General features: G+C 61.1%; 25 protein-coding genes and 2 pseudogenes. 11 read left to right on the top strand and 16 right to left on the bottom strand.

What is annotated here, in order from left to right:
• Positions 1 to 1033: pseudogene (locus Q0520_RS09510) on the bottom strand (hypothetical protein); the annotation flags it as partial.
• Positions 1030 to 2217, bottom strand: coding sequence for a prenyltransferase (locus tag Q0520_RS09505; protein WP_298669363.1), 1188 nt, complete (start codon positions 2215 to 2217; stop codon positions 1030 to 1032). The pseudogene Q0520_RS09510 and the gene Q0520_RS09505, both read right to left, overlap by 4 nt.
• A 168-nt stretch (positions 2218 to 2385) precedes the next feature.
• Between Q0520_RS09505 and Q0520_RS09500 the strand changes: the two genes are divergently transcribed.
• Positions 2386 to 2559, top strand: coding sequence for a hypothetical protein (locus tag Q0520_RS09500; RefSeq protein ID WP_298669361.1), 174 nt, complete (start codon positions 2386 to 2388; stop codon positions 2557 to 2559).
• A gap of 22 nt (positions 2560 to 2581) precedes the next feature.
• On the opposite strand, the gene Q0520_RS09495 is transcribed toward Q0520_RS09500, so the two are convergent.
• Complete coding sequence (locus tag Q0520_RS09495) at positions 2582 to 2749, bottom strand: hypothetical protein (RefSeq protein ID WP_298669358.1); 168 nt, start codon at positions 2747 to 2749, stop codon at positions 2582 to 2584.
• An 89-nt stretch (positions 2750 to 2838) separates the two neighbouring features.
• Here Q0520_RS09495 and Q0520_RS09490 point away from each other — a divergent pair, with 89 nt between their 5' ends.
• Positions 2839 to 3633, top strand: a complete 795-nt coding sequence (locus Q0520_RS09490) for a hypothetical protein (protein WP_298669355.1) — start codon at positions 2839 to 2841, stop codon at positions 3631 to 3633.
• A gap of 51 nt (positions 3634 to 3684) precedes the next feature.
• Here the strand turns inward: Q0520_RS09490 and Q0520_RS09485 are convergent, their stop codons facing one another.
• The 3 genes from Q0520_RS09485 to Q0520_RS09475 are packed head-to-tail and all read right to left on the bottom strand — an operon-like array spanning position 3685 to position 6310.
• Positions 3685 to 4641: a DUF1848 domain-containing protein gene (locus Q0520_RS09485; protein WP_298669352.1), complete on the bottom strand. Its 957-nt coding sequence runs from the start codon at positions 4639 to 4641 to the stop codon at positions 3685 to 3687.
• Positions 4642 to 4672: 31 nt separating this feature from the next.
• Positions 4673 to 5503 (bottom strand): SDR family oxidoreductase, encoded by an 831-nt coding sequence (locus Q0520_RS09480; protein WP_298669349.1) that lies wholly within the window; start codon positions 5501 to 5503, stop codon positions 4673 to 4675.
• Between the two features lie 12 nt (positions 5504 to 5515).
• Positions 5516 to 6310, bottom strand: coding sequence for an acetoacetate decarboxylase family protein (locus Q0520_RS09475; protein WP_298669347.1), 795 nt, complete (start codon positions 6308 to 6310; stop codon positions 5516 to 5518).
• 307 nt (positions 6311 to 6617) lie between these two features.
• Between Q0520_RS09475 and Q0520_RS09470 the strand changes: the two genes are divergently transcribed.
• The 3 genes from Q0520_RS09470 to Q0520_RS09460 all read left to right on the top strand — a co-directional run bounded on the left by Q0520_RS09470 (position 6618) and on the right by Q0520_RS09460 (position 8280).
• A complete protein-coding gene (locus tag Q0520_RS09470) occupies positions 6618 to 7247 on the top strand; it encodes a hypothetical protein (protein WP_298669344.1) in 630 nt (209 codons plus the stop codon).
• 32 nt (positions 7248 to 7279) lie between these two features.
• On the top strand, positions 7280 to 7852 hold the full coding sequence (locus Q0520_RS09465; RefSeq protein ID WP_298669342.1) for a hypothetical protein: 573 nt from the start codon (positions 7280 to 7282) through the stop codon (positions 7850 to 7852).
• 182 nt (positions 7853 to 8034) lie between these two features.
• Positions 8035 to 8280 (top strand): hypothetical protein, encoded by a 246-nt coding sequence (locus Q0520_RS09460; RefSeq protein WP_298669340.1) that lies wholly within the window; start codon positions 8035 to 8037, stop codon positions 8278 to 8280.
• A 762-nt stretch (positions 8281 to 9042) separates the two neighbouring features.
• On the opposite strand, the gene Q0520_RS09455 is transcribed toward Q0520_RS09460, so the two are convergent.
• Entirely contained in the window at positions 9043 to 9318 is a 276-nt protein-coding gene (locus tag Q0520_RS09455) for a transposase (RefSeq protein ID WP_298669338.1), read from the bottom strand.
• Between the two features lie 48 nt (positions 9319 to 9366).
• Positions 9367 to 9648, bottom strand: a complete 282-nt coding sequence (locus tag Q0520_RS09450; RefSeq protein ID WP_298669336.1) for an AAA family ATPase — start codon at positions 9646 to 9648, stop codon at positions 9367 to 9369.
• 141 nt (positions 9649 to 9789) lie between these two features.
• Here Q0520_RS09450 and Q0520_RS09445 point away from each other — a divergent pair, with 141 nt between their 5' ends.
• Entirely contained in the window at positions 9790 to 10524 is a 735-nt protein-coding gene (locus Q0520_RS09445; protein ID WP_298669369.1) for a flavodoxin family protein, read from the top strand.
• Here Q0520_RS09445 and Q0520_RS09440 read toward each other — a convergent pair.
• Positions 10478 to 10942: pseudogene (locus Q0520_RS09440) on the bottom strand (GNAT family protein); the annotation flags it as partial. The gene Q0520_RS09445 and the pseudogene Q0520_RS09440 sit on opposite strands and share 47 nt — an antisense overlap.
• A 311-nt stretch (positions 10943 to 11253) precedes the next feature.
• Here Q0520_RS09440 and Q0520_RS09435 point away from each other — a divergent pair.
• Positions 11254 to 11880 (top strand): hypothetical protein, encoded by a 627-nt coding sequence (locus tag Q0520_RS09435; protein ID WP_298669334.1) that lies wholly within the window; start codon positions 11254 to 11256, stop codon positions 11878 to 11880.
• A gap of 34 nt (positions 11881 to 11914) precedes the next feature.
• Here the strand turns inward: Q0520_RS09435 and Q0520_RS09430 are convergent, their stop codons facing one another.
• Entirely contained in the window at positions 11915 to 13048 is a 1134-nt protein-coding gene (locus tag Q0520_RS09430; protein WP_298669331.1) for a hypothetical protein, read from the bottom strand.
• 451 nt (positions 13049 to 13499) lie between these two features.
• On the opposite strand from Q0520_RS09430, the gene Q0520_RS09425 reads away from it, so the two are divergent.
• The 4 genes from Q0520_RS09425 (at position 13500) to Q0520_RS09410 (ending at position 16817) form a co-directional block, all read left to right on the top strand.
• Positions 13500 to 14993, top strand: coding sequence for a potassium/proton antiporter (locus Q0520_RS09425; protein ID WP_298669329.1), 1494 nt, complete (start codon positions 13500 to 13502; stop codon positions 14991 to 14993).
• 378 nt (positions 14994 to 15371) lie between these two features.
• Positions 15372 to 16265: a type II CAAX prenyl endopeptidase Rce1 family protein gene (locus Q0520_RS09420; protein WP_298669326.1), complete on the top strand. Its 894-nt coding sequence runs from the start codon at positions 15372 to 15374 to the stop codon at positions 16263 to 16265.
• Between the two features lie 124 nt (positions 16266 to 16389).
• Positions 16390 to 16593: a type II toxin-antitoxin system HicB family antitoxin gene (locus Q0520_RS09415; protein WP_298669323.1), complete on the top strand. Its 204-nt coding sequence runs from the start codon at positions 16390 to 16392 to the stop codon at positions 16591 to 16593.
• Positions 16590 to 16817 carry a type II toxin-antitoxin system HicA family toxin gene (locus Q0520_RS09410; RefSeq protein WP_298669321.1) on the top strand — a complete coding sequence of 76 codons (228 nt, stop codon included), beginning with the start codon at positions 16590 to 16592 and terminating at the stop codon, positions 16815 to 16817. The genes Q0520_RS09415 and Q0520_RS09410 overlap by 4 nt, the downstream gene beginning before the upstream one ends.
• Positions 16818 to 16910: 93 nt before the next feature.
• Here the strand turns inward: Q0520_RS09410 and Q0520_RS09405 are convergent, their stop codons facing one another.
• The 6 genes from Q0520_RS09405 to Q0520_RS09380 all read right to left on the bottom strand — a co-directional run bounded on the left by Q0520_RS09405 (position 16911) and on the right by Q0520_RS09380 (position 25429).
• Positions 16911 to 18326 (bottom strand): APC family permease, encoded by a 1416-nt coding sequence (locus Q0520_RS09405; protein ID WP_298669320.1) that lies wholly within the window; start codon positions 18324 to 18326, stop codon positions 16911 to 16913.
• Between the two features lie 56 nt (positions 18327 to 18382).
• On the bottom strand, positions 18383 to 20311 hold the full coding sequence (locus Q0520_RS09400) for a DUF4118 domain-containing protein (protein ID WP_298669317.1): 1929 nt from the start codon (positions 20309 to 20311) through the stop codon (positions 18383 to 18385).
• Positions 20308 to 20886: a potassium-transporting ATPase subunit KdpC gene (gene kdpC / locus Q0520_RS09395; RefSeq protein WP_298669314.1), complete on the bottom strand. Its 579-nt coding sequence runs from the start codon at positions 20884 to 20886 to the stop codon at positions 20308 to 20310. Before kdpC ends, Q0520_RS09400 begins: the two co-directional genes overlap by 4 nt.
• Before the next feature lie 12 nt (positions 20887 to 20898).
• Complete coding sequence (gene kdpB, locus Q0520_RS09390; protein WP_298669311.1) at positions 20899 to 22947, bottom strand: potassium-transporting ATPase subunit KdpB; 2049 nt, start codon at positions 22945 to 22947, stop codon at positions 20899 to 20901.
• Positions 22947 to 24653 carry a potassium-transporting ATPase subunit KdpA gene (gene kdpA, locus Q0520_RS09385; RefSeq protein WP_298669308.1) on the bottom strand — a complete coding sequence of 569 codons (1707 nt, stop codon included), beginning with the start codon at positions 24651 to 24653 and terminating at the stop codon, positions 22947 to 22949. The genes kdpB and kdpA overlap by 1 nt, the downstream gene beginning before the upstream one ends.
• Before the next feature lie 272 nt (positions 24654 to 24925).
• Positions 24926 to 25429: a hypothetical protein gene (locus Q0520_RS09380; RefSeq protein WP_298669305.1), complete on the bottom strand. Its 504-nt coding sequence runs from the start codon at positions 25427 to 25429 to the stop codon at positions 24926 to 24928.
• Positions 25430 to 25505: the final 76 nt, after the last annotated feature.

Here is a 25505-nt window from a genome sequence, read left to right as displayed (position 1 = left end):
GCGAAAGGCTGCCCATCCGCTTGAAAGCCTGCAGCATGGGAAGTCCGATCCCGGAACGACGAGCATTGCGGAAAAACCTCCATCGATCCCGCAGCCTCGGCCCGCTCTTTCCTTCGGGCGAGAGAAGATAATCGAGCGTTTCCCGCTCTTTTTTCATCCAGGCGAACCGGCCCAGCACCGATCTGGTATAGTCCTCAGGGTCCGGCCAGGAATCTGCCAGAAGTCTTGCACATTCCAGAGAATAAACAATTCCTTCTCCCGTGAACGGCGATACGGTCCCTATCGATTCGCCGACACCAATGATCACCTGGGGCGAACCGTCGCTCCGCGTCTTTCTGACAGAGAAGGGCGTCGAGTAATACGGAGAAGCGACCCGGACGAGACCATGACAGCCGCATTGCCGGGTGAATGAAAACTGCCCGGACGCATCCCGATAAAACCGTTCCAGAAGGCTATCGTGCTGGATACGGCCGATACCGCCAATGCCGATATGATAGTGATCGTGTCCGAGAGGAAAGATCCACAGGTACCCGAGTCCCGGTATCCGGTTCCCGTACACCCCCGCTCCAAGGCGCTCGCTCCCTCTGGATTCCACGATTGCCCGGTGCTGCAGCGTCGGGAGCGTCAGGTCGGACCTGCAGGGAGGAAGGAGAGCCCGGTTGATCCCGGTCGCATCCACCACAATATCATAGTCCTCTGCCTTCTCCGGCACCAGGTCCTGCCGCTTCAATCTGGCATATTTCGTGAGATCCTGGAGAAGCCGGGGTTTATGTACGGTGCAAAGGGGCGTCGTGGCCACAAGGCCGTCAAAATCCATCGGGGACATGGGTTCGATGAGGTAGTCGTCCAGGTCGAGGCCGACATCGGCGAGGTACGGTCCGATACCCGTCGGCGCACCCCACCCGCACGAACGGCATGTACAGCGAGTGGCATGTCCCCGGCCGTCATAGACATCCGGCGAGATCCCTCTCTGTTCGAGAAGCCCGGCCAGATACCCGCCGGCGATCCCGGCACCTGCAATCGCAACGTTCATACAATCCCCCCGGACGTCAGTACGATCACGGTGATCGCCACGGCATGGACCATCGATGCTCCCACCTGCTGCAGCATTACCGTGTTGGCTTTCGACTCGAAATCAGGATAGACGGAGTATAACGCGCGGGTGCACAGGTGATCAATTCTTGCCCCGCAAACCGTGTTAATCGCTGCGATAACGGCCGTTGTGAGGATAAGAAGATATGCGAACTCCGTACTGCCGAGAATGGAAACAAGAGGGTAGAACATCAGGACGGACACAAGCAAGGTAACGATGCCGTACACCGTGGCGTGCGGGATCTCCGGAGACACGACGGAAGATGTCTTTTTCCCCCCCAACCGGTCGGAATGTACGTCCCGACGCATCATCGATACCGCGAAACAGGTCACCGTCAGGCCGTGCAGGAGCGACAGGATGAAGGCCAGGAGAGAGAATATGCCGGTCGCGGCATAAACGATCGTCACCGTCACGCCGACAACCAGCCAGGGAAAAATGTACCATTCGGTATAGGGCTGGTGCCCCAGCGCGATGCGGGGATGGTTATAGCCGTAATCGAAAAAAAATCCCATGATAAACAGGAGTGGGATCAAAATCCGCTGCATCGTCAGGTATGCGGTGAGGATCACCACAAGGACCGTGATAATCGCGGACATCTTCCTGTAATCGCCGACAGTAGCCCACCCATAGACGAGGGGCCGGTCACGTTTCGTTTCCCTGCTCTTTTCACGCCGGTCGACCTCGAGATCCATGATATCATTCCAGATGTGGGCATCGATGTGGACGAGGAGAACTGCGACAACCGCGATACCAAATAAGCGCCAGTCAGCGCCTGAAAAACCGACTTCCCAGAGCGCCGCGGCAAACCCGATGAGAATTGCACACCCGGTAAAAGGAATGAGCCCCTCGATCCGCAGGATGTGCCGGAATGTGCGAAAGTCGAAGCCATCTCCTGTAGCAGGAGGCGTCACAGTTTTTTTGTCATCATAATCGTACTCTCTGGATCGCATCATGAAACGGATATCACCGCACACATTTCCATACCAACGATCTGTCTTCGCTCTGTTAATCTGGCGGATATTCACTCCTTCGCACTTTTCACCTCGAACGCCTTCAGGGGTCCGGGCGGCATTAATATTTTCTCTGTCGATACTCTCGATGATGTCAGGGTCCTCCCGAAACAACCAGCGCCGTGATCGAACCCGACACCCCGTATGAATACGAGAGGCGCTTTCCTCAATGCGGTACCCGTGATCACATCCTCGGGGTAACACCCTCGGCCGCATCCCGGACGATAACCGGGGTGACAAAGCGCGGACGGGTAAAAAATCGGCCTGATCTCTGGCCTGTTCATGGGGATCACCATGGGTGCGGGCGGGATCGGCGGTTCGATCTCAGGCGTGATCGCCGACCATTTCGGCCTGACGGCAACGCTTGCAACATTCCCCGTGATCGTCCTCCTCGCGACGGTGCTGTTCGCCCTGGTCGGGTATCCGTCGAAGAAAAACGGAGCTGTGGAAGGGTGAAAATCGTGAGGGGAAAAACCCCTCACCGCCTGCCGCCTGCGTCGGGGAGGGTCCGCGCAGGTCTCGCCTGCTCTTCGAGCCACGCGACCGCGTAGGCGATCTGGACGTCCTCCCCGGCCATCGCCCGCGCCAGGGCCTCCCCGTCAAGAGGCATCCGCACCGTCGGGGCCACCCCCACTTCTGTGGCCATATGTGAGATATTAAGGCAAATTATGGCACAAAAATTTCTAAAAATACAAATAAAAACATATATGGTCGATCAAATGAAGGGAGTCACATATGGAGTGCGGCTTCACACAAGAACGACCTGCACATATTACCTCGCCAGGAGACGCCCTCAGCACAGGAGACACGACACTTCCCATTCGATCACTCGTCACCCTTCTCACCACCACCTGCATGAGCAGCGTACGGAGATCTGCCGAGAGATCCCTTCTTGCGATCGGCGAGGCCAGCATCGATCCCCTCTGTGAGAGGGCCGAGCATGCCTATCCCTCTGACAGAGACCTCTGCCTGCGAATCGTAACAAAAATCCCCGATCCCCTCCTCGGCGAAAAAATGGCATGTATCCGCCGCATCCTGACACAGTGCGACGATGACCCCGAGATGGACGCCATGGTTGGGACCCTCTGTGCCCTGAAAACACGGACCATCATCCCGATGCTCCACCTGCTGCGAGAAGAAGCCGCTCCGTCCCCGGATCTCCGCACGAAGATCGCCAGCATAGCAAGAGAGATGGGTCAGGTTTCAGTGGAACCCATAATCCAGCTCTTCCGCTATGACGACGAAACCTACTACGAGTCCGTCCTCCCCGTGCTGCAGTCCCAGACCCCATATTCCCTGCATAAACTGAAATACGCACAGTTCGATGAGGAAGAACCGATCCGCCGCTATGCAGAAAAAGCGGAGCGAGCAATCACTGGCACAGGTACCCGAAACCCCGTGCACTCGGGATTCAGGGACACGTCCAGGAGGAGATCGAACCGGGACTCTGACGAGTATATGGTCGATGAATACGGCATGTTCTGGTATGAAAATTACGACGAACTCTATGACCAGATAAGCAGTCGGTGAGAGGGCCCGGAGAGAGACCCCGAAGGCATGTCGGGATTGAAGCGGGAGATCTCACTCCCCCGTCTGCACCAGTCCCTCCCCCTCCGCCCGGTGCCTCTCATAATTCCGCCGCACCGCCCCTTCGGCCGAGTTCGCATAGCAGTAGAGGCAGAGGTGGGGGCATGTCGAGTAGGCGCCGATGTCCTTGCTCCGGATGCAGCCGCAGTTCTCCCGCTGCCCTTTGTCCTTCAGGCTTTTTGTGGGGACAATCCTCCCGAAGAGGTCGCGCTGCGGCGGCGGGCCGAGGAAGGCCGCCAACGCAGGGTCGCCGGGGAAGAGGCGGCGGAGGAGACGGTCGTCGATGCACCTGTTCTTCCCGACCCCATACGCGGAGAGGTCGACAGTCTCCGCACAGGTGGCGAGGGCAAGGCCCCAGTCCCTGTTCAGCGCGGCGAGGCCCTCCGCAAAGGCCCGCATCTCCTCAGGCCCGAACTCGCGGTAACTCCCGCCGAGACGCCGCCGCACCGCACGGTAGGCGTCGATGTCGGCGAAGCTGAAGACCAGGCGCTCGGTCGAGGCGTGGACGCGGTCACCCACCCCCTTCACCCGTGCGAGGAGCCTCTCGACAGTGAGGTCGTCGGAGAGGAGGAGGGGGTCGAAGCGCCAGATCACCCGCTCCTTCCCCACCCTCTCCGCAAGTGCCCGGAAGGTCTCGACACGCTCGTCGAGAGGGGGCAGGCCGGGTTCGAGCCCCTCCCTCTCGTAGTCGTTGAGGGTGTACTGGAAATAGTAGTGATACCCCATCCTCTCGATCTCGTCGAGGTGCGGCATCAGGGGGGCCGGGTTCTTCGTCCAGAAGACAAACGCTCGCGTCTTCTCAAAGGAAACCCTCTGGGATGACTTCCTGTTGAAGGGGTTCGTCCAGACCGCATACCCGGCCCGCAACCTGTTCATGAGCCATTCCGTGTAGAAAGCCGGGAGATCTGTCGCCCGACTCGCCGAGATGATCACGGGCACTATCATCGTCATGCCGTCGCGAAAAAAAGAGTTGAGCCTGATCTCAGAAATACGTCCCTGTCTTCTCGAACGCCTCCCTGCGGTCGTGCGCCATCCTGTACAACCACTCTTCCACCTCCCGGTCGCCGAGGACATACCCCTTCCAGACATCGGTGTTCGGGTCCTCGGGCACGACGATGATCCCCTTCTGCTCCGCCACCCGGTCCAGGATGAAAGCCGCCGCCTTCTCGACAGGATAGGCGTCGTCCGGGACCCGCAGGTCGTCGTGGGTTTTGCCGTCGATGCTCTTTTTGAAGATCGGCGTTGCGATATTGGCCGGACAGATGGTCGAGAAGTGGAGCCCCTTCTCTGCAAACTCGTATTTCAGGCACTCGGTCATGCCGGTCACCCCGAACTTCGTGAGAGAGTAGAGCGCCTGGAATGGAGGCGGGATGATGCCTGCAACAGAACTGGTGTTCACGATATGGCCCGACCCCTGCCTGAGCATGACCGGCACCGCGAAATGGACGCCGTAGATGACGCTCCAGAGATTGGTGTCGATGATCGTCTTCCAGTCCTCCAGGGTCGCCATCTCGAAGGGGAGGGTGCCGCCCACCCCTGCGTTGTTGAAGAGCAGGTCAAGCCTCCCGGCCGCCGCCGCCGTCCCCTCGATGCCCTTCTGCACCTGCTCCTCCTTCGTCACGTCCATGACGAGGGTGCGGACGCGGTCCCCGTACGCGGAGAGTTGACCGGCCGCCTTTGCGATCTTCTCCCGGCTCCGTCCGGCCATGTAGACGATTGCCCCCCTCTTCAGGAGTTCCTCGCTCACCGCGTACCCGATCCCGGAGTTCGCCCCGGTGACGATAGCAATCTTGCCGTTGTAATACTCATCCATACTTTTCACCTCTCATTCGATGACCCTCGCACCCATCGCACGAAGGACGGCACGTCCCTCCGTCAGCACCGCCTGCGTCACCCTCTTTATGGGGAGGGCGGCGAGGCTGTTGATGATATAGTACTGGGCCGGGTTCTGCATCGGCGTCTGCTCTGTCCACCTGAGGGTGCCCGTTCCCGCCTGTGCCGACTCCACCTCCATGCCCTGGGGGTAGAGGACGAACTGGCTCACCTCCGCGCCCGGCGCCCCCACCTTCGGGATGTACCGCCACCCGAGGGTGTTCATGGACGCCATCTGGGACTTCACGGCGTCCAGGCCCTCGCCCGTTACCGGCCCTGCGGCCTCGAAGTCCAGGGTGAGGAAGGTGTTCCCCTCGTAACTGACCGTCGTCGCATAGTGCGGCCGAACAATGTGCAGGTCTTCGATGTCAGCATAAATTTTCGGGATGCCCGTCTGCTCCCGCCCGCCGAGGATGGGAGCGGTCTTGTTCTCCCAGACGACCAGGGTGTACGCACCGTCCAGGCGGTCCTTCGTGCCGTGGAACCTGACAGGCGCCGACACGTTGATGAGGTTGTACTGTCCGCCCTGCATCCAGTTGATCTCGGTGAATTTGTTGAAACTCACCTGCACCTCGGGGGCCAGGAGTTCGAAGCCTTCGGGGATGTAGTTCTCCAGAAGGTCTCTCTCGGTTTCGTAGGTGAGAGTCAGGGCCGTCGATCTCTGCGTGACAAGCGTCGCAGGATCGAATGTGCCGCCGCCGAAGTGGACCGGCATCAGGTACGTGAAGTCGTTTCGTGGTCTGAACATGGGTATCCTCGCTCGCGGATTATTGTAAGAGGGGATATATTTTTTGGGCTATTCATTCCCTGTCTCACGGGATCTGAAAAATTCCTGAGACGAGATCTCTGTCGGTGGAACAGCCAGCCGGGTGTGCGGTCGAAACCGGATCGGGAGGATGGAGAGAGAGCGCCGGGGAGGGAGAGGGACCGGCGATGGGCGAGGCCCCGCAGGCAACGGGACAAATAAATATAAATCGCAGTATGATGCGAGTATCTATCCCAGAGTGTAGTATCCACAGGCCCGTTGCCTGATACATCCCGGGGGAGAGACGGATTTGGTAGTCGAGAGCCGCGAGAACGAAAAAACCTCTCCGACGCTGAGAGAGGAGTCTGACCTCTCCTTTGAGGTCGTCATCCTCCTCGTCTTCGGCGTCTTCATGTTCCTCTTCGGCCTCCTCCTCTTTGGCATCCACACGGGAGACCTTCCCTACACGCCTGACAGCACCTACGGACTTTTCCTGGTCATCGTCTCCTTCCAGGTCGTCACGATGGGGAAGACGCCCTTCGGCGACCTCCGCCGGTCGTGGGCGGTCGTCGTGCTCGGCATCTGCACGGCGGTCGTCGGCATGGTCGCCTGTTTCATCCCCGGCACCCTGACCGCACCTGTCCGCATCCTGGTCGGCGTCCTCCTCACCGGCGGCGGGACCGCTCTCCTGCTGCAATTGTTCCTCGCCGAAGGGAGGGCGCGGACGTGGCTGAAGGTGCCCGGCGTCCTGCGGCACCTGACAGTCGCCTGCACGGGCGTGTACCTGCTCTCGGTCGTCCTCGGCCTTGTCACCCTCATCCCCGGCATCACGACCGACCCGGAGACGGCGGTGCTCCTCGTCCTCTACGGCGTCTTTTTCTTCTATCTTGCGTGGAGCATCCAGAAGACGGCGAGGGCGTACCCCCGGGGGGAGACATGACGCCCGACGGCCTGCGTGCAGGAGGCGGGCGGATGATTTTCCGGGACGCCTCGGTCTCCCTCCCGGTCGCCATCGTCCTCGTGATCGCCACCCTCCTGGTGCTCCTCGGCCTCCTCCTCTTCCCGGTCAATCTGGGGGCGATCCCCTTCTCCCCGGACGGTCAGCTCGGCCTGCTGATGGTCATCATGGCCATCCAGATGATGGCCCTCGGGGATACGCCGGTGGGCCGGTACACCCGCTCGTGGCTCACGGTCCTGATCGGGGCCGTCTTCGCCGCCCTGGGCGTCGTCGCCTGCATCGTGCCGGGCGTCCTGACCGACCTGCTCAGGGTCCTCCTCGGCCTCCTGAACATCGTCGGGGGCGGCGTCCTCCTCGCCGGGCGGTTTCTCCCGGTGCTCCGGGGCGGCGGAGACCTCCCGGCCGGGCCCATCCCCCCGGCCCTGAAAAAATTGCTGGTCACCCAGACGGTGCTGAACCTCGTTGCGATCGCCTTCGGGGTCAGCATGCTCGTGCCCGGCCTCGTCTCGGGCATGGTGATCGCGGGCGTCGTCGTGGTCAACGGACTCCTCCTCTTCGCGCTGGCCGGGATTTTGAGGGGGATATAGGGATCATGTAGATACTCTCCTATGACAGTACATGCCGGATGCATCGGTCCCAAGAACGAGCGATCATTATGGGACTGAGTGTCCATTTTCTAGATCCGAATGCGGGTCAGTCCATTGACATGACAGATGGCTCTGATCTGTTCTGGGGTGACCTCTGCATAAAATCGTTGTATCAGATTTAGATGGAGGTGTACTGCGGGGACCTCGTCCTCATGAACCTCAGGACCGGCGACAGTGCGGCGGCATATATGTACGCCTCCGACCTTGTCCGGTATCTCGAAGGGGACATGCAGGCCTCTGCCCGCGACCTCGCCGACCAGATCAGGGTCAGGGTCGAGAACCAGATCCCCGCGATCCCGGAGGAGATCCTGAAAAAAGCGGAGGTACTCGTCCACAGGATACATTATGGGGAGATTGACACTTTTTGAGGATACGTTTCGGGATATGGTCTCTGAGAAAAGATGCAACGGTCGGAATAATTTAATTTCCCATATATATTTCATATCGGCTCTGTATCAAGAAATACCCGATATAAAATACCAGATCAATAAAACACAAAATTAATGGGGCCGGATAACAAAGGACTCATTATGTGCCCACGAGATAATACCGTTAGAATATATAGACGGTCACATTATGGCGATTGGATTGTATTTAATATCGAAAATCAAGAATATCTGGTTATTTCTCATTACCTGTACGGCATCATAAAGGAGAGAGAAGGAAGCGTAAACGTTACTGATACCAGAGGGACACAGCAGGGAATTATTCGATTCAATCCCGGTGAAAAAGAATTAACTCTTATAATTCGTGACAATACGTACATTATTCCACCATCTCGCATATTAAATCTACCTCCAGACCAGCCCGTATGCATGGAAAAAAAACGTTCTGAATAGAATAAAAAACAGAAATCGGAACTGAAAGAAAAAATTCTACAAAAATAACCGCGCCAAACAGTAATATTAAAAAATTGAAAAATCGGGATCTGATCTATATTGATTTGTGTTCGGTTATGTCAACTACCCCGGCCTAAAGGCCGGGGCCTGAGACTCTCCCTGTAGAGCGTCCGGGTGGCTGACTGCACCCCTGCACCTCCAGGGTGTACCCGTGGTGTGTGCTCGAGACTCGATGTTCCGAGCACCGATGAGGTCGGCATGGAGCGAGTGCCCGCAGCATTCGCAGACAAACTATTTTCTGCGCCGATTGTTCTTGCTGATATGGTTGCACCGGGGACAGGGCTGGGAGGTATAGGCCGGATCGATAGAGACCGTCGATATGCCTTTTTCTCGTGCCTTGTACTCGATGAATGACTGGAGTTCAAAGAACGCCCAGGAATGATGGGTGCTGGAGGTACCTGTCCGGCACCTGATCCCTAAAAGATCCTTCAGCCCGATCACATCAACCGTGTTCTGGACAGCAAACCCAACAATCTCCTTCGAGACGCGGGGGATCATATCAGTCATACGTCTCCCGTCCATCTCGTCGAAGACGAGCCAGGCCCCTTCCTCGCTTCAGACCTCTGTTCTGTAGGTGTCGAGCACCGTCTCCAGCGGGTGGTCCAGACGGGCGAGGGCGGGGACGTCGCAGTTGACAAAGAGGATTGATCTCGGGTCGACGCCCTGCGTATGGATCAGGTCGCGGATCATCTGGTACAGGGGGATGGTCTTGCCCGAACGCCTGACGCCGCTGAGGACCACGATCTCCCCGGAGGCACAATATTTTTTGATCTTTGCAAGATAACGCTCCCGCCGCACACCGGTCTCGACGTCTCTGCCGCTCCACGAGGAGTGCAAGGAGATCGGCCATGATATTTCGTCGGGCTATACCCCGGCACAAATCTCTGTTTTTGTAGGGCTATAACCACTCAAAACTTCACTATACCCACCCACACCTTTATCTCCCACCCCGCATCGATCGCACGATCAGTGACAGAGATGAAAGTCGTCGCATTCAACGGGAGCCCGAAGGGGGAGGAGGGCAACACGCACGTCATGGTCGGCGCCTTCCTCGAAGGGGCGGCGAAGGCGGGCGCAGACGTCGAGAACGTCTTCCTCGCGGAGAAAAAGATCGATCACTGCCGCGGGTGTTTTCAGTGCTGGTTGTCGCCGACGGCGGAGTGCGTCCTGAAGGACGATATGGCTGAGTTGATCGGACTGTTCTCCTCCGCCGACATCGTCGTCTTCGCAACGCCCCTCCACAACGACAACGTTTCCAGCCGCCTGAAGATCTTCATCGACCGCCTCCTCCCTCTCGGCGACCCCCATTTTGCCGTGGACGCCGGGGGAGAGACCGTCCATCCCAGTAGGGGCGGGGAGTGCCCGAAGTTCGTGATGATCGCAAACTGCGGTTTTCCCGAGCAGAGCCATTTCCAGGTGCTCAGGCTCCTCGCACAGCGCATGGCACGCAACTACGAGACAGAGTTCGTCGCCGAGATCTACCGGGGCGGCGGGGCGTGGCTGACAGAACCGGCCGCCGCCGACGCCGTGGCGAGGTACACGGACCTCGTGAAAAAGGCCGGGGAGGAGGTCGTGACGACCGGCAGACTCTCCGAGGGGACGAGACAGCGCCTCGAAGAACCCCTCATCCCGTCGCCGGAGTTTGTCGAGATCTACCGGCAGACGGTCAACCGCTCCTGGGACGAAGCCCTCGGCGGACGGGAGCAGAGGTGAGGAGGGCATAGAGGTACTCGTCCATGACCACGCCCCCCTTCGTGACCGCCGACCTGTGGACCGCCTCGCGGCAGAACCCGCACTTCTCCAGCACCCGCATCGACGCCGGGTTGTTCTCGAATATCCCTGCCTGCAGGCGGACGACCGGAAAGATGTCGAAGGCCAGAGGGACAACCGCCCGCACCGCATCGGTCGCGATCCCCCTCCCCCAGTACTCCTCAGAGAGCCAGTACCCGATCTCGGCGGTCCCGCGATAGACATCGAGGAGCGGGTGGACGCCGATGCCCCCCACAGCCTCGCCGCCCACCTCGACCGCCAGCATGAGGGCCGGGGGGGTGTGCGTCGCCATGGCGATGAAACGTTCCGCGTCCCTGCGGGTGTAGGGGTGGGGGAACGCGTCCCGCATATGGCAGGCGACCGCGGGGTTGTCGGCATGGCGGGCGAGGGCGGGGACGTCCTCAGGAGTCCAGTCGCGGAAGGACGGACGAGGGGGTTTCGCAACGCATACGGACTTCGAGTGAGATTACATCCCGCATAAACCTTCACAAAAGTTTCCCCGGCACAGCAGAATACCAATGCCTCCCCTCTCTCCCCCCTTCGACGCGGGACATGAACAAAACCCTGCCACACCCCACACCCCAAGCAAATCATTCATTCAGTACAATAAACACAGAATTATGCGAAATAGAAATCACAAAACCTATACTCCAAGAATTCATTTGATATAGTATGGCTCTACTCGACATGCTGAAGAACCGGAACCCGAACCCAGAACCCGTTCCTGGGGAGTCCCCACACCCGGAGTGTTATATCTGCAGGCGGTCGGAGGAGGAGATCACCGCCCTTACCACCGCAATGACAGAAGAGGTCAACATGAAGATCCTCCTCCTCCGCAATAAAATCGGATCGAAAAAAGATGAAGTCGTCCGGTATTATCAATCAATGATCAATCGCCTTGCCGGGAACGAATACCTCGACTTCAAGATCGAGACAATAAAAACCGACATCCCGCAGTTCAGCAGGAAGATCCCGAACGTCAATGAGATCCTCCAGAAAAGTCGTTCAGACTCAGAAACCATCGCGGTCGTCGTGGACAGACTGAGAGACACCATACACCAGATCTCCATGGACCCCGAGTATGACATCAGCCAGGACTATCCAGAGATCCAGGAGGCCTACAATGAGATCAGGTCTCTCGAAGAGGAGAAGCAGGTGATCACCGACGCCCTGAAAATCCGGAGCAGAGCACTGCACATCGGCAACGGGGGTCAGGTCACCGTCCACCTCTGCGGCATCTGTTCAGGTCTGCTGGCGGGGTCGTCGTCCGCACCCTCAGACGAGTCGTCCAGGAACTGACCGGACTCGGTCCCGGCCCCTCCCCTCCGGTCAGTCATGCGGACTGGAAAAAGAGAGAGGCATACCTCTCCGCCACCCCGACCTGCAGAGTGGGTTTGTCGGCGTTCAACCAGTCGTAAAAACCCTCCATCGAGCGGTTGGGCGTCCGTGTGTCCTGGAAGACCAGGTCCCCTGAAGTGTCCTGCACGATCTTCAGGTACGCCTCCTTTCCCTTCACTTTCAGGTAGATGACCGGCGTGTAGGCCGGGATATCGAAGGCGATCACCGCCCTGCTGAACCGCCTGACCACGTCGTCCGCAGAGAGCACGGCGTCTTTTATCCTGATCCCCCGGTCGTGGAGCATCGCCTCGACCCCTGCCGTATTCAGCGCACCCAGCATGACCTTCTTCGAGAGGGGGTCGACGACCGACGAGACCGCCGTCATCCCGCCGTCCGCACCGGAGAGCATCGCCCTGACGACCCTCTCCCTGTTGCCGTCGTGGATCTCTCTATAGTCGAAAGAATGTCCGGGCGTGATCCGGGTGACGTCGATGACCTTCGGGTGAAGAGGGCGCTTTTCCGGGCGTCTCCTGAGCGACCCCTCGTAGATCAGGTCTCTTATCTCCTCGATTGGGTTTGTGATCAGGATGAGGCAGTCGGGTTCAGCCGCGATTTTCTGGATACTCGTATACTGCGAGACGTCGACCGACGAGACCAGGACGAAGGGGACTCTCGTCTGCCCGAGCATGGCGCCGAGCAACCTCTTCTTGTAGCAGACCTCCTCGTGGAACGTCTTCAGGCCCATGGCCGAGGTGATCACCTCGAAAAATCCCATGTCCCCGTGGTCGTCCACGAAGAGAAGGTCCATCTCGGCGATCGTCTGTCCGTTCCCCCGGACGGTCAGGTTCCCCTTCTCCGAATAAAAAAATCCGTTCTGGCCGGGGTGCGGGGCGAGGCAGGGTTCCTGCACGTCGTCCCCTTTCCTGACGATGGAGCGTATGAGGTCGGTCCGGAGGGAGAGGTCGAGCATGATCTCATACACGAGGTATTCGTACCAGCTCCCTTCGGCCGTGCGCTGGAGGGCGTAGTCCCCGGAGAAGAGGTCCCATTTTTCATGGTATCCGAGGTGGCGGAGGGCCCGCTGCGCTATATCCTCGTCGAAAAAGTCGCGGGGGAAATTGATATCCAACCAGGTTAAAAAATCCATTGTCAGAACAGGGGATAACGCTATGGGCATATTACAGTTTCTGTTTGGCCGGCAGCTTTTTTTGGGCCCCCTAAAATGGCGGTCTCATCCTGCACGGAAAGAAAGGCCGCAATTCAAACCTCGGGACCGCCTCCACGCTCCCCGAGAGTGCGCATTTTTCCATACAATCGAAGAAAACACTAACCTTCATCACCTCTCTCCGGCGGTCGAAAAGATCCTCGGGGAGACGGTCCGGCCTCTTCGTGCCTGCGGAGGGCGACGGGGAGGAAGCGGACGACTGATCATCCTGTACGGTCGGCGCCGCATCGAGAAGACGAGACTCATCATTGAGTTCGTGAAGGGGATAAGAGGCATCCTCTCCCCGAGGATCTACCTCCCCGAAAAGTCGAAGAGTCATTATTATAGCACTCTGAACACGATATTCTATCCATAAATGGTACTCACACTCGTACTTGTCGGGATAGCGTTGCTCTTCCTGATCAGTATCATTGCAAACAAGTTCGCAGAGCGGCTCGGCGTCCCTGCACTCCTCATCTTCCTCGTCGTCGGGATGCTGGCGGGCTCGGAGGGACCGGGCGGCATTCCGTTCGATGACCCCGCAGTTGCACAGATCATCGGGATTATCGCGCTTGCCTATATCCTCTTCTCAGGCGGTCTTGACACACGGTGGGAGCAGATCAAGCCTGTTCTCTGGCCGGGGATCGCCCTCTCCACGGTTGGCGTTGTCCTGACCGCAGTTCTGCTCGGCGCATTTGCCGTCCTGGTCCTCGGGTTCTCCCCGCTTACGGGCCTTCTCCTCGGTGCGGTCGTCTCGTCCACCGATGCGGCAGCGGTCTTCTCGGTCCTAAGGATGGCACGGGCACGCCTGAAAGGAAACCTGCGGCCATTCCTCGAGTTTGAGTCGGGGAGCAACGACCCGATGGCGGTCCTCCTCACCACCGGCGTTATCGGCCTGATCCTCACGCCGGGCTCGTCGATCTTCTCTCTCGTCCCGATGTTCGTGCAGCAGATGGCAGTCGGAGGCCTGTTCGGCTACCTGATGGGCATGTTCATCGTGTACCTCATCAACCGTATCAAACTGGAATCCGAGGGGCTGTACCCCGTGCTCACCCTCAGCCTGGTGCTGCTGACCTACGGGCTGACGTCCATCATCGGAGGAAACGGGTTTATTGCGGTCTACATCGCCGGGCTTGTCATGGGCAACAGCGCCGTTGTTTACAAGAAGAGTCTGATCCAGTTCCATGACGGCATTGCATGGCTGATGCAGATCGTGATGTTCCTTGCGCTCGGGCTTCTCGTCTTCCCCTCAGAACTCGTATCGGCGATCGTGCCGGGCATGCTCGCCGCCCTCTTCCTCCTTCTGGTGGCGCGGCCTGTTGCTGTCCTGCTCACGCTGCTCCCCTGGAAGATGCCGATGAACGAGAAGGTCCTTGTCTCCTGGGTGGGACTGCGGGGGGCCGTCCCGATCATCCTCGCAACCTATCCCCTTGTGGCAGGCGTGCCGAACGCGGATGCGATCTTTAATATCGTCTTCTTCATTGTCATCGTCTCGGCGCTGGTCCACGGGACATCGATCCCGGCCGTCGCCCGGCGGCTCGGTCTTGCCGCCCCGGTCGAAGAACCGCTCAAACTCTCGCGGGAGTTCGAGGCTGAATCAGATACTCCGAGCAAAATGCTCGACCTGGTCATCCCCCCTGACTCCCCGGCTGTGGGAAAGCAGGTCGTCGACCTGGGTTTGCCGAAAGGCGCTCTTATCATTCTCATGCAGAAAGGGAACGACCGCTTTGTCCCGAGCGGCAGCACTGTCATCGGGGCCGAAGATACGCTCCTCCTCCTGACGACGGAGGACATGACCGAGATGGTTCGGTCCAGGCTTCTCGACCCGGAGGATGCCGCCGGAAGCGATGACCAGTCTTTGCCGGGGTGATGCCGCCGCCGTGCACGCGGTCTGCGAGCAGATGGCCCGCCGGAAAAAAGGAGAGGGGTTTCCCCCTCTCAGTTCAGGGCAGTCACCCCATCCACCTATGCCCCGATGGTGCCGGGGAGTGCGCCGTCCCGATAGGACAGGGAACCGCAGAAGTACCCGGGGTCGTGACGAGGCGCCACACCTCAGATCAGGAGACCGTCCCCTGCGGCCCTTCCTTTTTCTCATGCCCGATCTCACCCCCCGATATCGCCGCGGCCTCCGCACGGCATCAGGCAGGGAGAGAAGGCCCTGACACCGTACAGGATACCGGAGGCTCGCCCCCCAATCACAAGACATATAAAAGAAACAGTATTGATATTCGCGGGATAGGAGCCTTCTATGGACAGATCAACAATCCGCAATGTTGTTTTCTTTATTTTTGTGGTTATTCTCAGCGGGTGGGCAGGCGCCCTTTTCGACGCCGTCCTGCCCCAGCCCGATGGTGACTCTCCGGGCATGGGGATATGGCTGATATTGCCGCTGCTGACCGCGATTGCAATCACTCTCTTTTCAAAGGGTGACTGGAATGATCTCGGATTCAGGCCGAACATCAAAGGGAACGTACAATGGTACCTGCTTGCGGCCTTGATCTTCCCCGTTGTCACAGCAACCGTCCTGGTAATCGGCGCCGCAACACACTGGATCGACGTCTCGGCCTTCGATCTCAAACCCTTTATTGTGCTGTTCTCCGGCGCTCTCCTCGTCAATTTTATTATCGACATCTTTGACGGGCCTGCCCTGTACGGCTACCTCACCGCGCAACTCGTCAAACTCAATCTTAACGACGGGGCGATCTACCTCACCGTCGGCTGCGTCTGGGGACTCTGGCACCTTCCCTACTACCTGGTCTTCTTATCAGAATCAGACATCCAGGCAGTCTTACCTGTCAGCCGGGGCACGTATGCCATCGTTGCTCTTCTGACAATGATCTGCTGGTCGGTGATGTTCATCGAACTCTACAGGGTAACACAATCAGTCTGGCCGGGTATCGTATTGCACATGGTCGAGGATGCACTCGTGAACCCCCTGGTCATCCTGGGTTTTATCGGCATTGCACCGGGAGCAGAAATTCTTATCTCGCCCATCAACGGGATTATCACGTTGGTCCTGTACGTCGGTGTCGGACTGGGGATACGGTCGTATAGACGGCGGGCAGGCGGGATGCCTCCCTGTCAATGGAAAGAAACGGTTATGAATTCGCTACGCCAGCTCTCCCTCCTGCGAATGAAGTGAAAGACCGTGGGGCGGGGGTGAAAGAGCCCTCCTCCAATCGCCCCCTATGACACAGGCACGCTCTTTCCGGTCGTGGTGGTGCCCGGGGATCACATATAAATTCCGTGGGGCGACAGGTAGTTGTATGAAACTGCGGGTTGTGCTCGAACCGGCTGAAGAAGGAGGGTACACTGTGTACGTACCGGGCCTTCCCGGCTGCATCAGTGAAGGGGATACAAAGGAAGAGGCATTGAAAAACATCAGGGAAGCGATTGACCTGTACCTGGAAACCGTCGAGGACGATTATATCTTAACCGAAAAATCCGAGCAGATCGAGATCGCTGTATGAGCAAGGTGCCCGCTCTGAATTACGACAGAATCATTCTGGCACTTCAGAGGGACGGATGGGTTGTGGTCCGTCAACGGGGCAGCCATATCCGCCTGCAAAAGCACCTGCCGGATACGACACTGAAACTGACCGTGCCCATGCATACGCCGGTCAAGCGTTCGACTCTGTCGCATATACTAAAGCAGGCCAATCTGACCGTCGAAGAACTGAACAATGTGCTGTGACCCTGCACCTGTCGGGCGTGGCTTCCTGCTCCCCTCCTCCCCGGATTACCGGTATCCTGGATGCACGGGCCCTTGACCCGCGACGGCCCCGCCCTACAGGCGGCGGCGCACCACCTGCCGTCCCGCGTCCCACGCCTCCCGCAGCAGGCGGATAAAATTCGCAAGATACAACTCTTTTGCGGCGACCCGGCGGAGGAAGAGCGCCTCCTCCGACAGAAATTCTTCTTTGAGGTGGTGGATGTCGGTCTTCGGGGAGAAGTACAGGTATATCGGGACACCCGCGGCGATCACCACCGCCCCGACGACCATGTCGAGGGGAGGCGTCGAGGCGAGGAGAAAGAGACAGATCCCTATCCCTGCAAGAGGCAGGAACACCTGCCCGAGGAGAGGGCTCTCGTCCTTTTTCAGCACAATGAGCGCAAAAGACGTGAGGAGAAACGAAAACGCGAGGTTGAAGACGGAGAACGAGATCAATCCCGAGAGGTCGGCGTAACTGGAGAGCACGAATGCCACGACACCTTCCACGATGAGGACGACGTACGGCGTCCCATAACGCGGGTGGAGCCTCGCAAAAACAGACGGGAAAAGACCGTCGATAGCCATCGCATAGGCGAGGCGGGAACTCCCGAGCATGCCTGACTCGTCCGACCCCGAGACCGAAAACAGAGCGCCGACCGTCATAAAAATCGCACCCGCCGACCCGAAGAGGATAGTCCCGGCAAGGACGAGCGGCGTCGTGGTCGCCTCCAACGCCGCCCGCGGGATGAGGCCGTAGAGCACGAAATTCGTCACGATGTAGAAGACCCCGACAATCGCCATCCCTCTGAAAATCGCCCGCGGGATACTCCGGGCAGGGTCCTTCACCTCGTCGGCCGGGAGAGTCCCCATCTCGAAACCCACATAGGCCCAGAATATCAGAACCACCGCGTACGCCGCGTTCTCCAGGCCAAACGGCATGAAAGGCCGGTAGTTGCCGAGAAAAAAAGCGGGATGCAGGAGCGCAAAGACAAGGCCCGCCAGGATGAACACGACAAGAGGGAGGAGTTTGATGACCGTGAGCAGGTCATTGAGCCTGCCCGCCACCCTGACACCGACGACATTGACGGTGGTGAGCGCCCCGATGAAGAGACCCCTCACCGCCATCTCAGCCGCCGGACTGAGAGGGACGACCGACCCCAGATAGAGGGCGAACGCAATGGCGAAGACGGGAAGGGCGAGCATCTCCGCGATCCACATGCTCCACCCGGTCAGAAACCCGTAAAAATCGTCGAACGCCGCCGAGACGTAGGCGAAAGGCCCGCCTGCCCGCGGCACATAATAACTGCAGTAGGCGAAGACGACCGCGATCGTCGTTGCGCAGATCCCGGCGACTATCCACACGACGATCGCGAACGGGCCGACAAGCCCTGCGGTGAGCGCCGACGCAATGTAGATGTCGGCACCCACGATCGAACCGACGATGATGTTTGTCAGGTCGAACTCGGTCAGCGCACGCTTCAGTCCCGTCACCGTCTCCCCCGGAGCAGATCAGGGGAGACCTGATATAATCGTTACCCCGTCCTCTCTCAGTCCACCCGCCCCAGGGCCAGCGCCCCGAGGAGCGCCATCGTCAGGAAAATCTCCTTGTTCCCCGGCGTGAGCGCCCTCTCCGGCATATCGAACGCGAAACCCAGCACGCAGAAGACCCGGGCGTGCACCCTGACCGGGACATAGTGGCCCTGCCCCGCGGAGAGGGTGTCCGTCCCCCGTCCCGCCGCCTCGCCGTTGTCGTACGTCCACTGGGCAATGACCTTCTCCTTCTCGGTGAGCGGGAACATCGCGTCCCCCGCCCCGACCTGGAGGCCGTCCGCCCCCGGCACGAGCACGGCGAAGGCCCCCGGCCCGAAACCGTGCATATGCCGGGCGAGGATGTCGAAGACCTCCTGCCGCGTCTGTGCCCCGGCAAGGTCGCGGGAGAGGCCGGTGACAGCCTCGACCTCAGCCGTGCTCCGCCTGATCTGCGGGAGGAGGTGGCGCAACCGCGTCACGAGAGCCGTGACGACGAGGATGACCGCCACGAACCCGACGAAGGAGATGAAATGCCCCCAGTCGTCGACTGAGAGGGAGTAGTAGGGCCTGACAAAGAAGAGGTCGAAGACGATAATGCTCAACACGGCCACAAAGAGGGCGGCGCCCCGCCTGAAGACGAGGGCCGCCACCGCCACAGGGAGGAGTTGTATGGCGAGCAGGGCAGGCGGCGTGACCACGTTGCGGAGGAGGACGCTGATACCGGCCACGCCCGCGATCAGGGCCAGGCCGGCGACATGGTCGCGGGTGAGAAGGCGGGGGATCTGCGACCTGACAGATACCGGGGCGCCCTCCCCTTTCAGGTCGTAGAAGAAGATGTCAATGCCGCGCGACTCCCGCACGATCCTGTAGACCGGAGAGTACAGCAGGTCGATGCCGCGGGGCTTTCCGAGCATGATCATGGTGACATTGTTCCGCCGGGCATAGCGGAGGACCTCCTCGGCGACGTCTTCGCCGCGGTAGTGGACGATATGGCCGCCCAGCCTCCGCCCCGTCTCCAGCGCCTCGTTCTGCCAGGCCTGTTCCTCCGTCGTCCACTCTTCTGCGCCCCCGACGTCCAGGGAGAAGACCACCCAGTCGGCATTGAACCTCGTGGCGAGGCGGTAGGCGGCCCGCACCATCTGCTCTGCCGGCGGCCCCGGCCTGATACCGACGACAAGCCGTTCCGTCGCCGGCCAGGGCCCGGAAACGGCCGAGATGCGCATCTGCTCCATCATCTGCCTGTCGGTCGCGGACGCCATGTACCGCAGGGCGAGTTGCCGCAGGGCGAGGAGGTTGCCTGTACTGAAAAAGCGCTGGATCGCCGCCTCGGCCATGTCCCGCACATAGACCTTCCCCGCCCTGAGACGGCCCTGCAACTCCTCGGGCGTCAGGTCGATGAGGCGGATCTCGTCCGCACCCGAGAAGACCGTGTCCGGCACCGTCTCCGCCACCCGTATCCCCGTGATCTGGGAGACCGCATCGTTCAGGCTCTCGATGTGCTGGATGTTGACCGTGGTGCTGACCGAGATCCCGGCATAGAGAAGTTCCTCGACGTCCTCGTAGCGCTTTGCGTGGCGACTGCCCGGTGCGTTCGTATGGGCGAGTTCGTCAACGAGGACGACCTGCGGCCGTCGGCTGATGATCGCGTCGAGGTCCACCTCCCGGAGGGCGAGGCCCTGGTACTCGACGGCGACGCCGGGGACTGTTTCAAGCCTTGCGGCCAGGGCGTCGGTCTCCGGGCGGCCGTGGGTCTCGACGTAACCGATGACGACGTCGACCCCTTCGCCGCGCTGCTGGAGTGCGTTGGAGAGCATGGTGTAGGTCTTGCCGACGCCGGCGGCATAGCCCAGGTAGATGGTCAACGTGCCCCGGTGATCTTTCTGATCGGCCCGGCGGGCGACGACGAGGAGGTCGTCGGGGAGGGGCCGGCGGACCTCGGCCGTCATGGACTCTGTCCTGCGGCCAGGTCGTCGAGCGCCCTGTTCAGGGAGAGGACGTTGACGTGAGGCCCGGCGAAGGGGACCAGGGGGTCGATCGCCTCCGCACGGACGAGGGCCGCGACCGCCTCTTCCGGGAGGCCCCGGGCCTTTGCGACGGCCGGGACCTGCACCAGCGCCGCCTCAAGGCTGATGTGCGGGTCAAGCCCGCTCCCCGACGCCTGCACCAGGTCGGAGGGGACCTGCCCGGTCACCCCGGCGTCCCTGAGCGCCGCCAGACGGCCGGCGACCTCTTCGAGGAGGACAGGGTTCGTCGGCCCCAGGTTCGATGCCCCTGAGTGCGAGGCATTGTACGCGGTGTACGGCGTCGCCGACGGGCGGCCCTGGAAGTAGCCCGGCGCCGTGACATTCTGGCCGATGAGGGCCGAGCCGACGACGCGGCCTTCGGCGTCCATGACCAGGCTCCCGTGGGCCTGGAAGGGGAACGCCACCCCGACGACGAGCGTAAATGCCACGGGGTAGACGACCCCGACGACGGCGGTGAGCACCGCAAAGAGCAGTATGGCTGTTTTCCACGAACTCATTTTTTCACCTCTTCAGACCGGCAGGAAAGCCGCAATGATCATGTCGATCACTTTTATCCCCACAAACGGTGCGACGACCCCGCCGAGGCCGAAGACCGTCAGGTTCAACGCAAAGAGCCGCGACGCCGGCATCGGCCTGAACCTGACGCCGGCGAGGGCGAGCGGGATGAGGCAGAGGATGACCAGGGCGTTGAAGATGACCGCCGAGAGGATCGCCGAACCGGGCGAAGCGAGGTGCATGATGTTCAGCGCCGCAAGTTGCGGGTAGATGGCGATCAGGGCGGCCGGGATGATGGCGAAGTACTTGGCGACGTCGTTTGCGATGGAAAAGGTCGTCAGGGCGCCGCGGGTCATGAGGATCTCCTTGCCGACCTCGACGATCTCCAGCAGTTTCGTCGGGTCGCTGTCGAGGTCGATGATGTTGGCCGCTTCACGGGCGGGTTGCGTGCCGCTGTTCATGGCCACCGCCACGTCTGCCTGCGCAAGGGCGGGGGCGTCGTTGGTGCCGTCGCCGGTCATCGCCACCATGTAGCCCTCGTCCTGGTACTCCCGGATCAGCCGGAGTTTTTCGTCGGGTTTTGCTTCGGCCAGGTAATCGTCGACCCCGGCCTCGGCGGCGATCGCCGCGGCGGTGAGCGGGTTGTCGCCGGTGATCATGACGGTCTTGATCCCGATCTTCCGCAGGTCGGCAAACCTCTCCCGTATCCCGGTCTTCAGGATATCTTTCAGGAAGATCACGCCGAGGACCGTGCTGTCGCGGGCGGCGACGAGGGGCGTGCCCCCCTCAGACGCAATGCCGTTGACCTTCGCCGTCAGGTCGGGCGGGACTCTGCCGCCGAGGTCGGCGACCTTCGCCGTTATCGCGTCGGCGGCCCCTTTCAGGTAAGCGACGCCGCCGCACTCGGCTGCACTCATGCGGGTCTGGGGCGAGAATGGCGTGAAGGAGGTGTCCGGCGGACATTCAGGGACGGCTCCGGTCTTTTTCCTGACGAGGGCGACGATGCTCTTCCCCTCGGGCGTCTCGTCGGCGAAAGAGGAGAGGAACGCCGCTTCCATGAGTTCAGCCCGCGACACCCCCTCGACAGGGACGAACTCGACCGCCTGCCTGTTGCCGTGGGTGATTGTCCCGGTCTTGTCGAGGAGGAGGACGTTCACGTCGCCGGCGGCCTCGATCGCCCGCCCGGAGAGGGCGACCACGTTCCGCCGGAAGAGGCGGTCCATGCCGGCGATCCCGATCACCGGCAGGAGTGCGGCGATGGTCGTCGGCGCAAGACAGACGAAGAGGGCGACGAGCACCGTGAGGGAGACGGCCGCACCGGTGCCGCTCTCGGCGGCGCTGTAGGCGGAGACCGGGTAGATGGCGCCGACGACGACGAGGAAGACGGCGGTGAGGGAGAGGACCAGGACGTCGAGGGCCAGTTCGTTCGGGGTCTTGCGCCGCTCGGCGCCTTCGACCATCGTGATCATGCGGTCGAGGAAGGTCTCGCCCGGATTGGCCGTGATCCTGACGACGATCTCGCCGGCGACGACGGTGGTCCCGCCTGTCACGGCGCTCCGGTCGCCGCCGGCCTCCCTGATCACCGGGGCGGATTCGCCGGTGACGGCGGCCTCGTTGATCTGGGCGGCGCCTTTCACGACGTCGCCGTCGCCGGGGACGACCTCTGTCTCCCCCACCCGCACGAGGTCGCCGGTCCTGAGGTCCGACGACGGGACGTCCTCGGCGGCGTCACCCCGCAGGCGGTGGGCGACGACGCTCGTCCGGGACTCCCGCAAAGACGCCGCCCGCGCCCGGCCCCGGCCTTCGGAGAGCGACTCCGCAAAATTGGCGAAGAGGACGGTCAGCCAGAGCCAGGCCGAGACGAGGGCGGTGAAGAGGGCGGTCGGTGCCGTCGGGGCGACGAGGAAGGTCGCCGTCGTCAGGATACCGCCGACCTCGACGAGCAACATTACCGGGTTCTGCACCTGCCGCCTGAGGTCGAGTTTCAGCACCGATCCGACGAGGGCCTCGCGGAGGAGGCCGGGTTCGAAGGCCGCCGGGCGCGGGTAGCGTTTCCGGGCCATCAGGTCGTCCCCCCTTCGATCATAATAAGATGTTCTGCAATCGGCCCTGTGGCGAAGAGAGGGAAGAAGGTGAGCACGCCGACGATCAGGATCACGAGGACGGTCCAGAGGACGAATGTCGCCGACGAGGTCGGCAGGGTCCCCGGGCCCGGCGGGACACGTTTCTTCTGCGCCATCGACCCGGCCAGGGCGAGCATGGCGACGGCGGGGACGAACCTCCCGACAGCCATCGCCAGGGACCCGGCGACGGCGTAGTACGGCGAAGAACCGTCCAGGCCGCCGAAGGCGCTCCCGTTGTTGTTGGACATGGACGCGAAGGCGTAGACCAGTTCGGAGAGGCCGTGGGGGCCGGGGTTGAGCATCGCCGAGAGTGCGCCCGGCACGAGGAGGGAGACGGCCGAGAGGACGACCACGAGCACGCCCGGGGCGAGCACGGTGACAACGGCCATGCGCATCTCCGGGACGTCGATCTTTTTCCCGAGGAACTCGGGCGTCCGCCCGATCATCAGTCCGGCGACGAAGACGGAGAGGACCATGAACCCGACGAAGGTGTAGAAGCCCGACCCCACCCCGCCGAAGACGACCTCGCCGAGGAGCATCAGGAGGAGGGGGACCATGCCGCCGAGGGGTGTCAGGGAGTCGAACATGGCGTTGACCGCCCCGCACGAGGTGGCGGTGGTCGCGGTCGTGAAGAGGGCCGTGCCGCCGAGGCCGAACCTCACCTCCTTCCCCTCCATCGAGACCCCGGCGACCCCGAGGTCGGTGACGAGGGGGTTGCCGGCGAGTTCGACGGCGTAGAGTGCTCCCAGTGCCCCGACGAAGATGACGAGCATCGCCGCGTAGATGGCCCACCCCTGCCGCATGGTGCCGGCCATGCGCCCGAAGACGAAGGGCAGGGTGGCGGGGATGAGGAGGATCAGGAAGATCTCCAGGAGGTTGGTGAGGGCCGTCGGGTTCTCGTAGGGATGGGCGGCGTTGGCGGAGAAGAACCCGCCGCCGTTTGTCCCGAGGTTCTTGATCGTCTCCTGCGTGGCGACCGGGCCCATGGCGATCGTCTGCGGGCCGCCGTAGCCGTCGGCATGGACGTAGGGGTCGAAGTTCTGGACGACGCCCTGCGAGACGAGGAGGAGAGAGGCGACGAAGGCGATCGGGAGGAGGATGTAGAGGGTGCACCGGGTGATGTCCACCCAGAAGTTGCCGATCAGCGGGGTCGTGCGCCGGGTGATCCCCCGCATCACCGCAAGGGCGATGCAGATGCCGGTGCCGGCCGAGAGGAAGTTCTGGACGGTGAGTCCTGCCATCTGGGCGAGGTAACTTGCCGTCGTCTCGCCGGCGTAGACCTGCCAGTTGGTGTTGGTGACGAAACTGACGGCGGTGTTCAGGGCGACGTGCGGGGCGAAGGCGCCGTACCCCTGCGGGTTGAGGGGCAGGAACCCTTGCAGAAGAAGAAGCGAAAAGAGGAAGAGGAAACCGACGACGTTGAAGACGAGCATATTGCGGGCGTAGCCCCGCCATCCTTCTTCCCGCAAAGGGTCTGTCCGGACGAGGCGGAATAGCCACTCTTCGATACGGCCGGGGGGTCCGTGCGAGAGTTCCCCGGCAAAGACACCGGAGACGTACCGGCTGAGGAGCAGGGCCGTCCCGGTGAGAAGGGCAAGGAAGATGCCCAGAGCGATGGCGTCCGATGTGGGATCAGGTATGGTCATGATATCATCCCCGGAAAGCACCTGTGCCGAAGGCGGGGTGCTCGATCAGGAATTATTCTCCTCTGATCCGGTGATTCTATAATATCCTTCTCCTGCCCGGATTTCCGAGGCGGCGGGGGAGACCGGGGCCTCTTCCTGTCGTGTTTCCCGTTTTTTCCGGAGGCGGGGGGTGTGCAGGGCCGCGATTGTACCGGCCCCCCTCGCGCCCGCTCCCGGCACGAGCACTGCGTCGCTGAGGGGTGACGGGGAAAAAAGGAGAGGGGGATCTCCCCTCAGTTGAGTGCGGTGACGCCGTCTGCCCAGGTCTCGATTGCGGCGAGGACGTTGTCGTCCTCGTAGGACGAGACCCGCACTGAGGTGCGGGTGAATGCGACGGAGTAGACCTCTCCGTTTGCGGCGTGGCAGCGGAGGCGGCAGGTATACGCCTCGCGGTCGGGGTCGGCGACGGCGGTGCCGCCGATTGCGGTCTCGAGTGCGGCGTTGCCGATGATCTCGTTCTTCGCGGCGGTGAAGCCGGCGAGAGTCGGGGCACGTGCGGAGGCGGTGCCGATGGCACGGCCGAGTGTGTCCTCGTAGACGACCCGCGCCGTGTAGGCCTCGCCCGCCTTCTCGACGGCGGCGTGCGACTCGCCCGCACTCTCCCACGGGGTGCAGCCCCAGGGGTTGTTCTTCAGGACGTTCTCGATGATGCCGTTGAAGGTGGCGGCATCGGCGATCGGGGCGGGAAGTTTCCGCACCGACGTCTTGCTCGTGGAAGACAGCTGAAAGTCTGCCATGGTTCTTTTCTCCTGCCAGGACTCCCGGGTTGTCACCGGCATATCTTCATATTACTATAAGTAATATTAATCTGCC

Origin of the sequence: uncultured Methanofollis sp. (assembly GCF_937919355.1) — an archaeon.
Taxonomy (GTDB): Archaea; Halobacteriota; Methanomicrobia; order Methanomicrobiales; family Methanofollaceae; genus Methanofollis.
The sequence above is the reverse complement of the archived record's forward strand: the minus strand, read 5'-3'. Positions and strand labels throughout refer to the sequence as shown.

Bases quoted from the DNA above. Each gene is read 5' to 3' on its own strand.
- Q0520_RS09425 (WP_298669329.1), top strand. From the start codon at position 13,500: ATGGTACTCACACTCGTACTTGTCGGGATAGCGTTGCTCTTCCTGATC.
- Q0520_RS09475 (WP_298669347.1), bottom strand. From the start codon at position 6,310: ATGTTCAGACCACGAAACGACTTCACGTACCTGATGCCGGTCCACTTC.
- Q0520_RS09485 (WP_298669352.1), bottom strand. From the start codon at position 4,641: ATGACGATGATAGTGCCCGTGATCATCTCGGCGAGTCGGGCGACAGAT.
- Q0520_RS09490 (WP_298669355.1), top strand. From the start codon at position 2,839: ATGGAGTGCGGCTTCACACAAGAACGACCTGCACATATTACCTCGCCA.
- Q0520_RS09380 (WP_298669305.1), bottom strand. From the start codon at position 25,429: ATGGCAGACTTTCAGCTGTCTTCCACGAGCAAGACGTCGGTGCGGAAA.
- kdpA (WP_298669308.1), bottom strand. From the start codon at position 24,653: ATGACCATACCTGATCCCACATCGGACGCCATCGCTCTGGGCATCTTC.
- Q0520_RS09435 (WP_298669334.1), top strand. From the start codon at position 11,254: ATGGCTCTACTCGACATGCTGAAGAACCGGAACCCGAACCCAGAACCC.
- Q0520_RS09420 (WP_298669326.1), top strand. From the start codon at position 15,372: ATGGACAGATCAACAATCCGCAATGTTGTTTTCTTTATTTTTGTGGTT.
- Q0520_RS09495 (WP_298669358.1), bottom strand. From the start codon at position 2,749: ATGGCCACAGAAGTGGGGGTGGCCCCGACGGTGCGGATGCCTCTTGAC.
- Q0520_RS09400 (WP_298669317.1), bottom strand. From the start codon at position 20,311: ATGACGGCCGAGGTCCGCCGGCCCCTCCCCGACGACCTCCTCGTCGTC.
- Q0520_RS09465 (WP_298669342.1), top strand. From the start codon at position 7,280: ATGATTTTCCGGGACGCCTCGGTCTCCCTCCCGGTCGCCATCGTCCTC.
- Q0520_RS09445 (WP_298669369.1), top strand. From the start codon at position 9,790: ATGAAAGTCGTCGCATTCAACGGGAGCCCGAAGGGGGAGGAGGGCAAC.
- Q0520_RS09415 (WP_298669323.1), top strand. From the start codon at position 16,390: ATGAAACTGCGGGTTGTGCTCGAACCGGCTGAAGAAGGAGGGTACACT.
- Q0520_RS09410 (WP_298669321.1), top strand. From the start codon at position 16,590: ATGAGCAAGGTGCCCGCTCTGAATTACGACAGAATCATTCTGGCACTT.
- Q0520_RS09455 (WP_298669338.1), bottom strand. From the start codon at position 9,318: ATGACTGATATGATCCCCCGCGTCTCGAAGGAGATTGTTGGGTTTGCT.
- Q0520_RS09500 (WP_298669361.1), top strand. From the start codon at position 2,386: ATGGGGATCACCATGGGTGCGGGCGGGATCGGCGGTTCGATCTCAGGC.
- kdpB (WP_298669311.1), bottom strand. From the start codon at position 22,947: ATGGCCCGGAAACGCTACCCGCGCCCGGCGGCCTTCGAACCCGGCCTC.
- Q0520_RS09460 (WP_298669340.1), top strand. From the start codon at position 8,035: ATGGAGGTGTACTGCGGGGACCTCGTCCTCATGAACCTCAGGACCGGC.
- Q0520_RS09480 (WP_298669349.1), bottom strand. From the start codon at position 5,503: ATGGATGAGTATTACAACGGCAAGATTGCTATCGTCACCGGGGCGAAC.
- kdpC (WP_298669314.1), bottom strand. From the start codon at position 20,886: ATGAGTTCGTGGAAAACAGCCATACTGCTCTTTGCGGTGCTCACCGCC.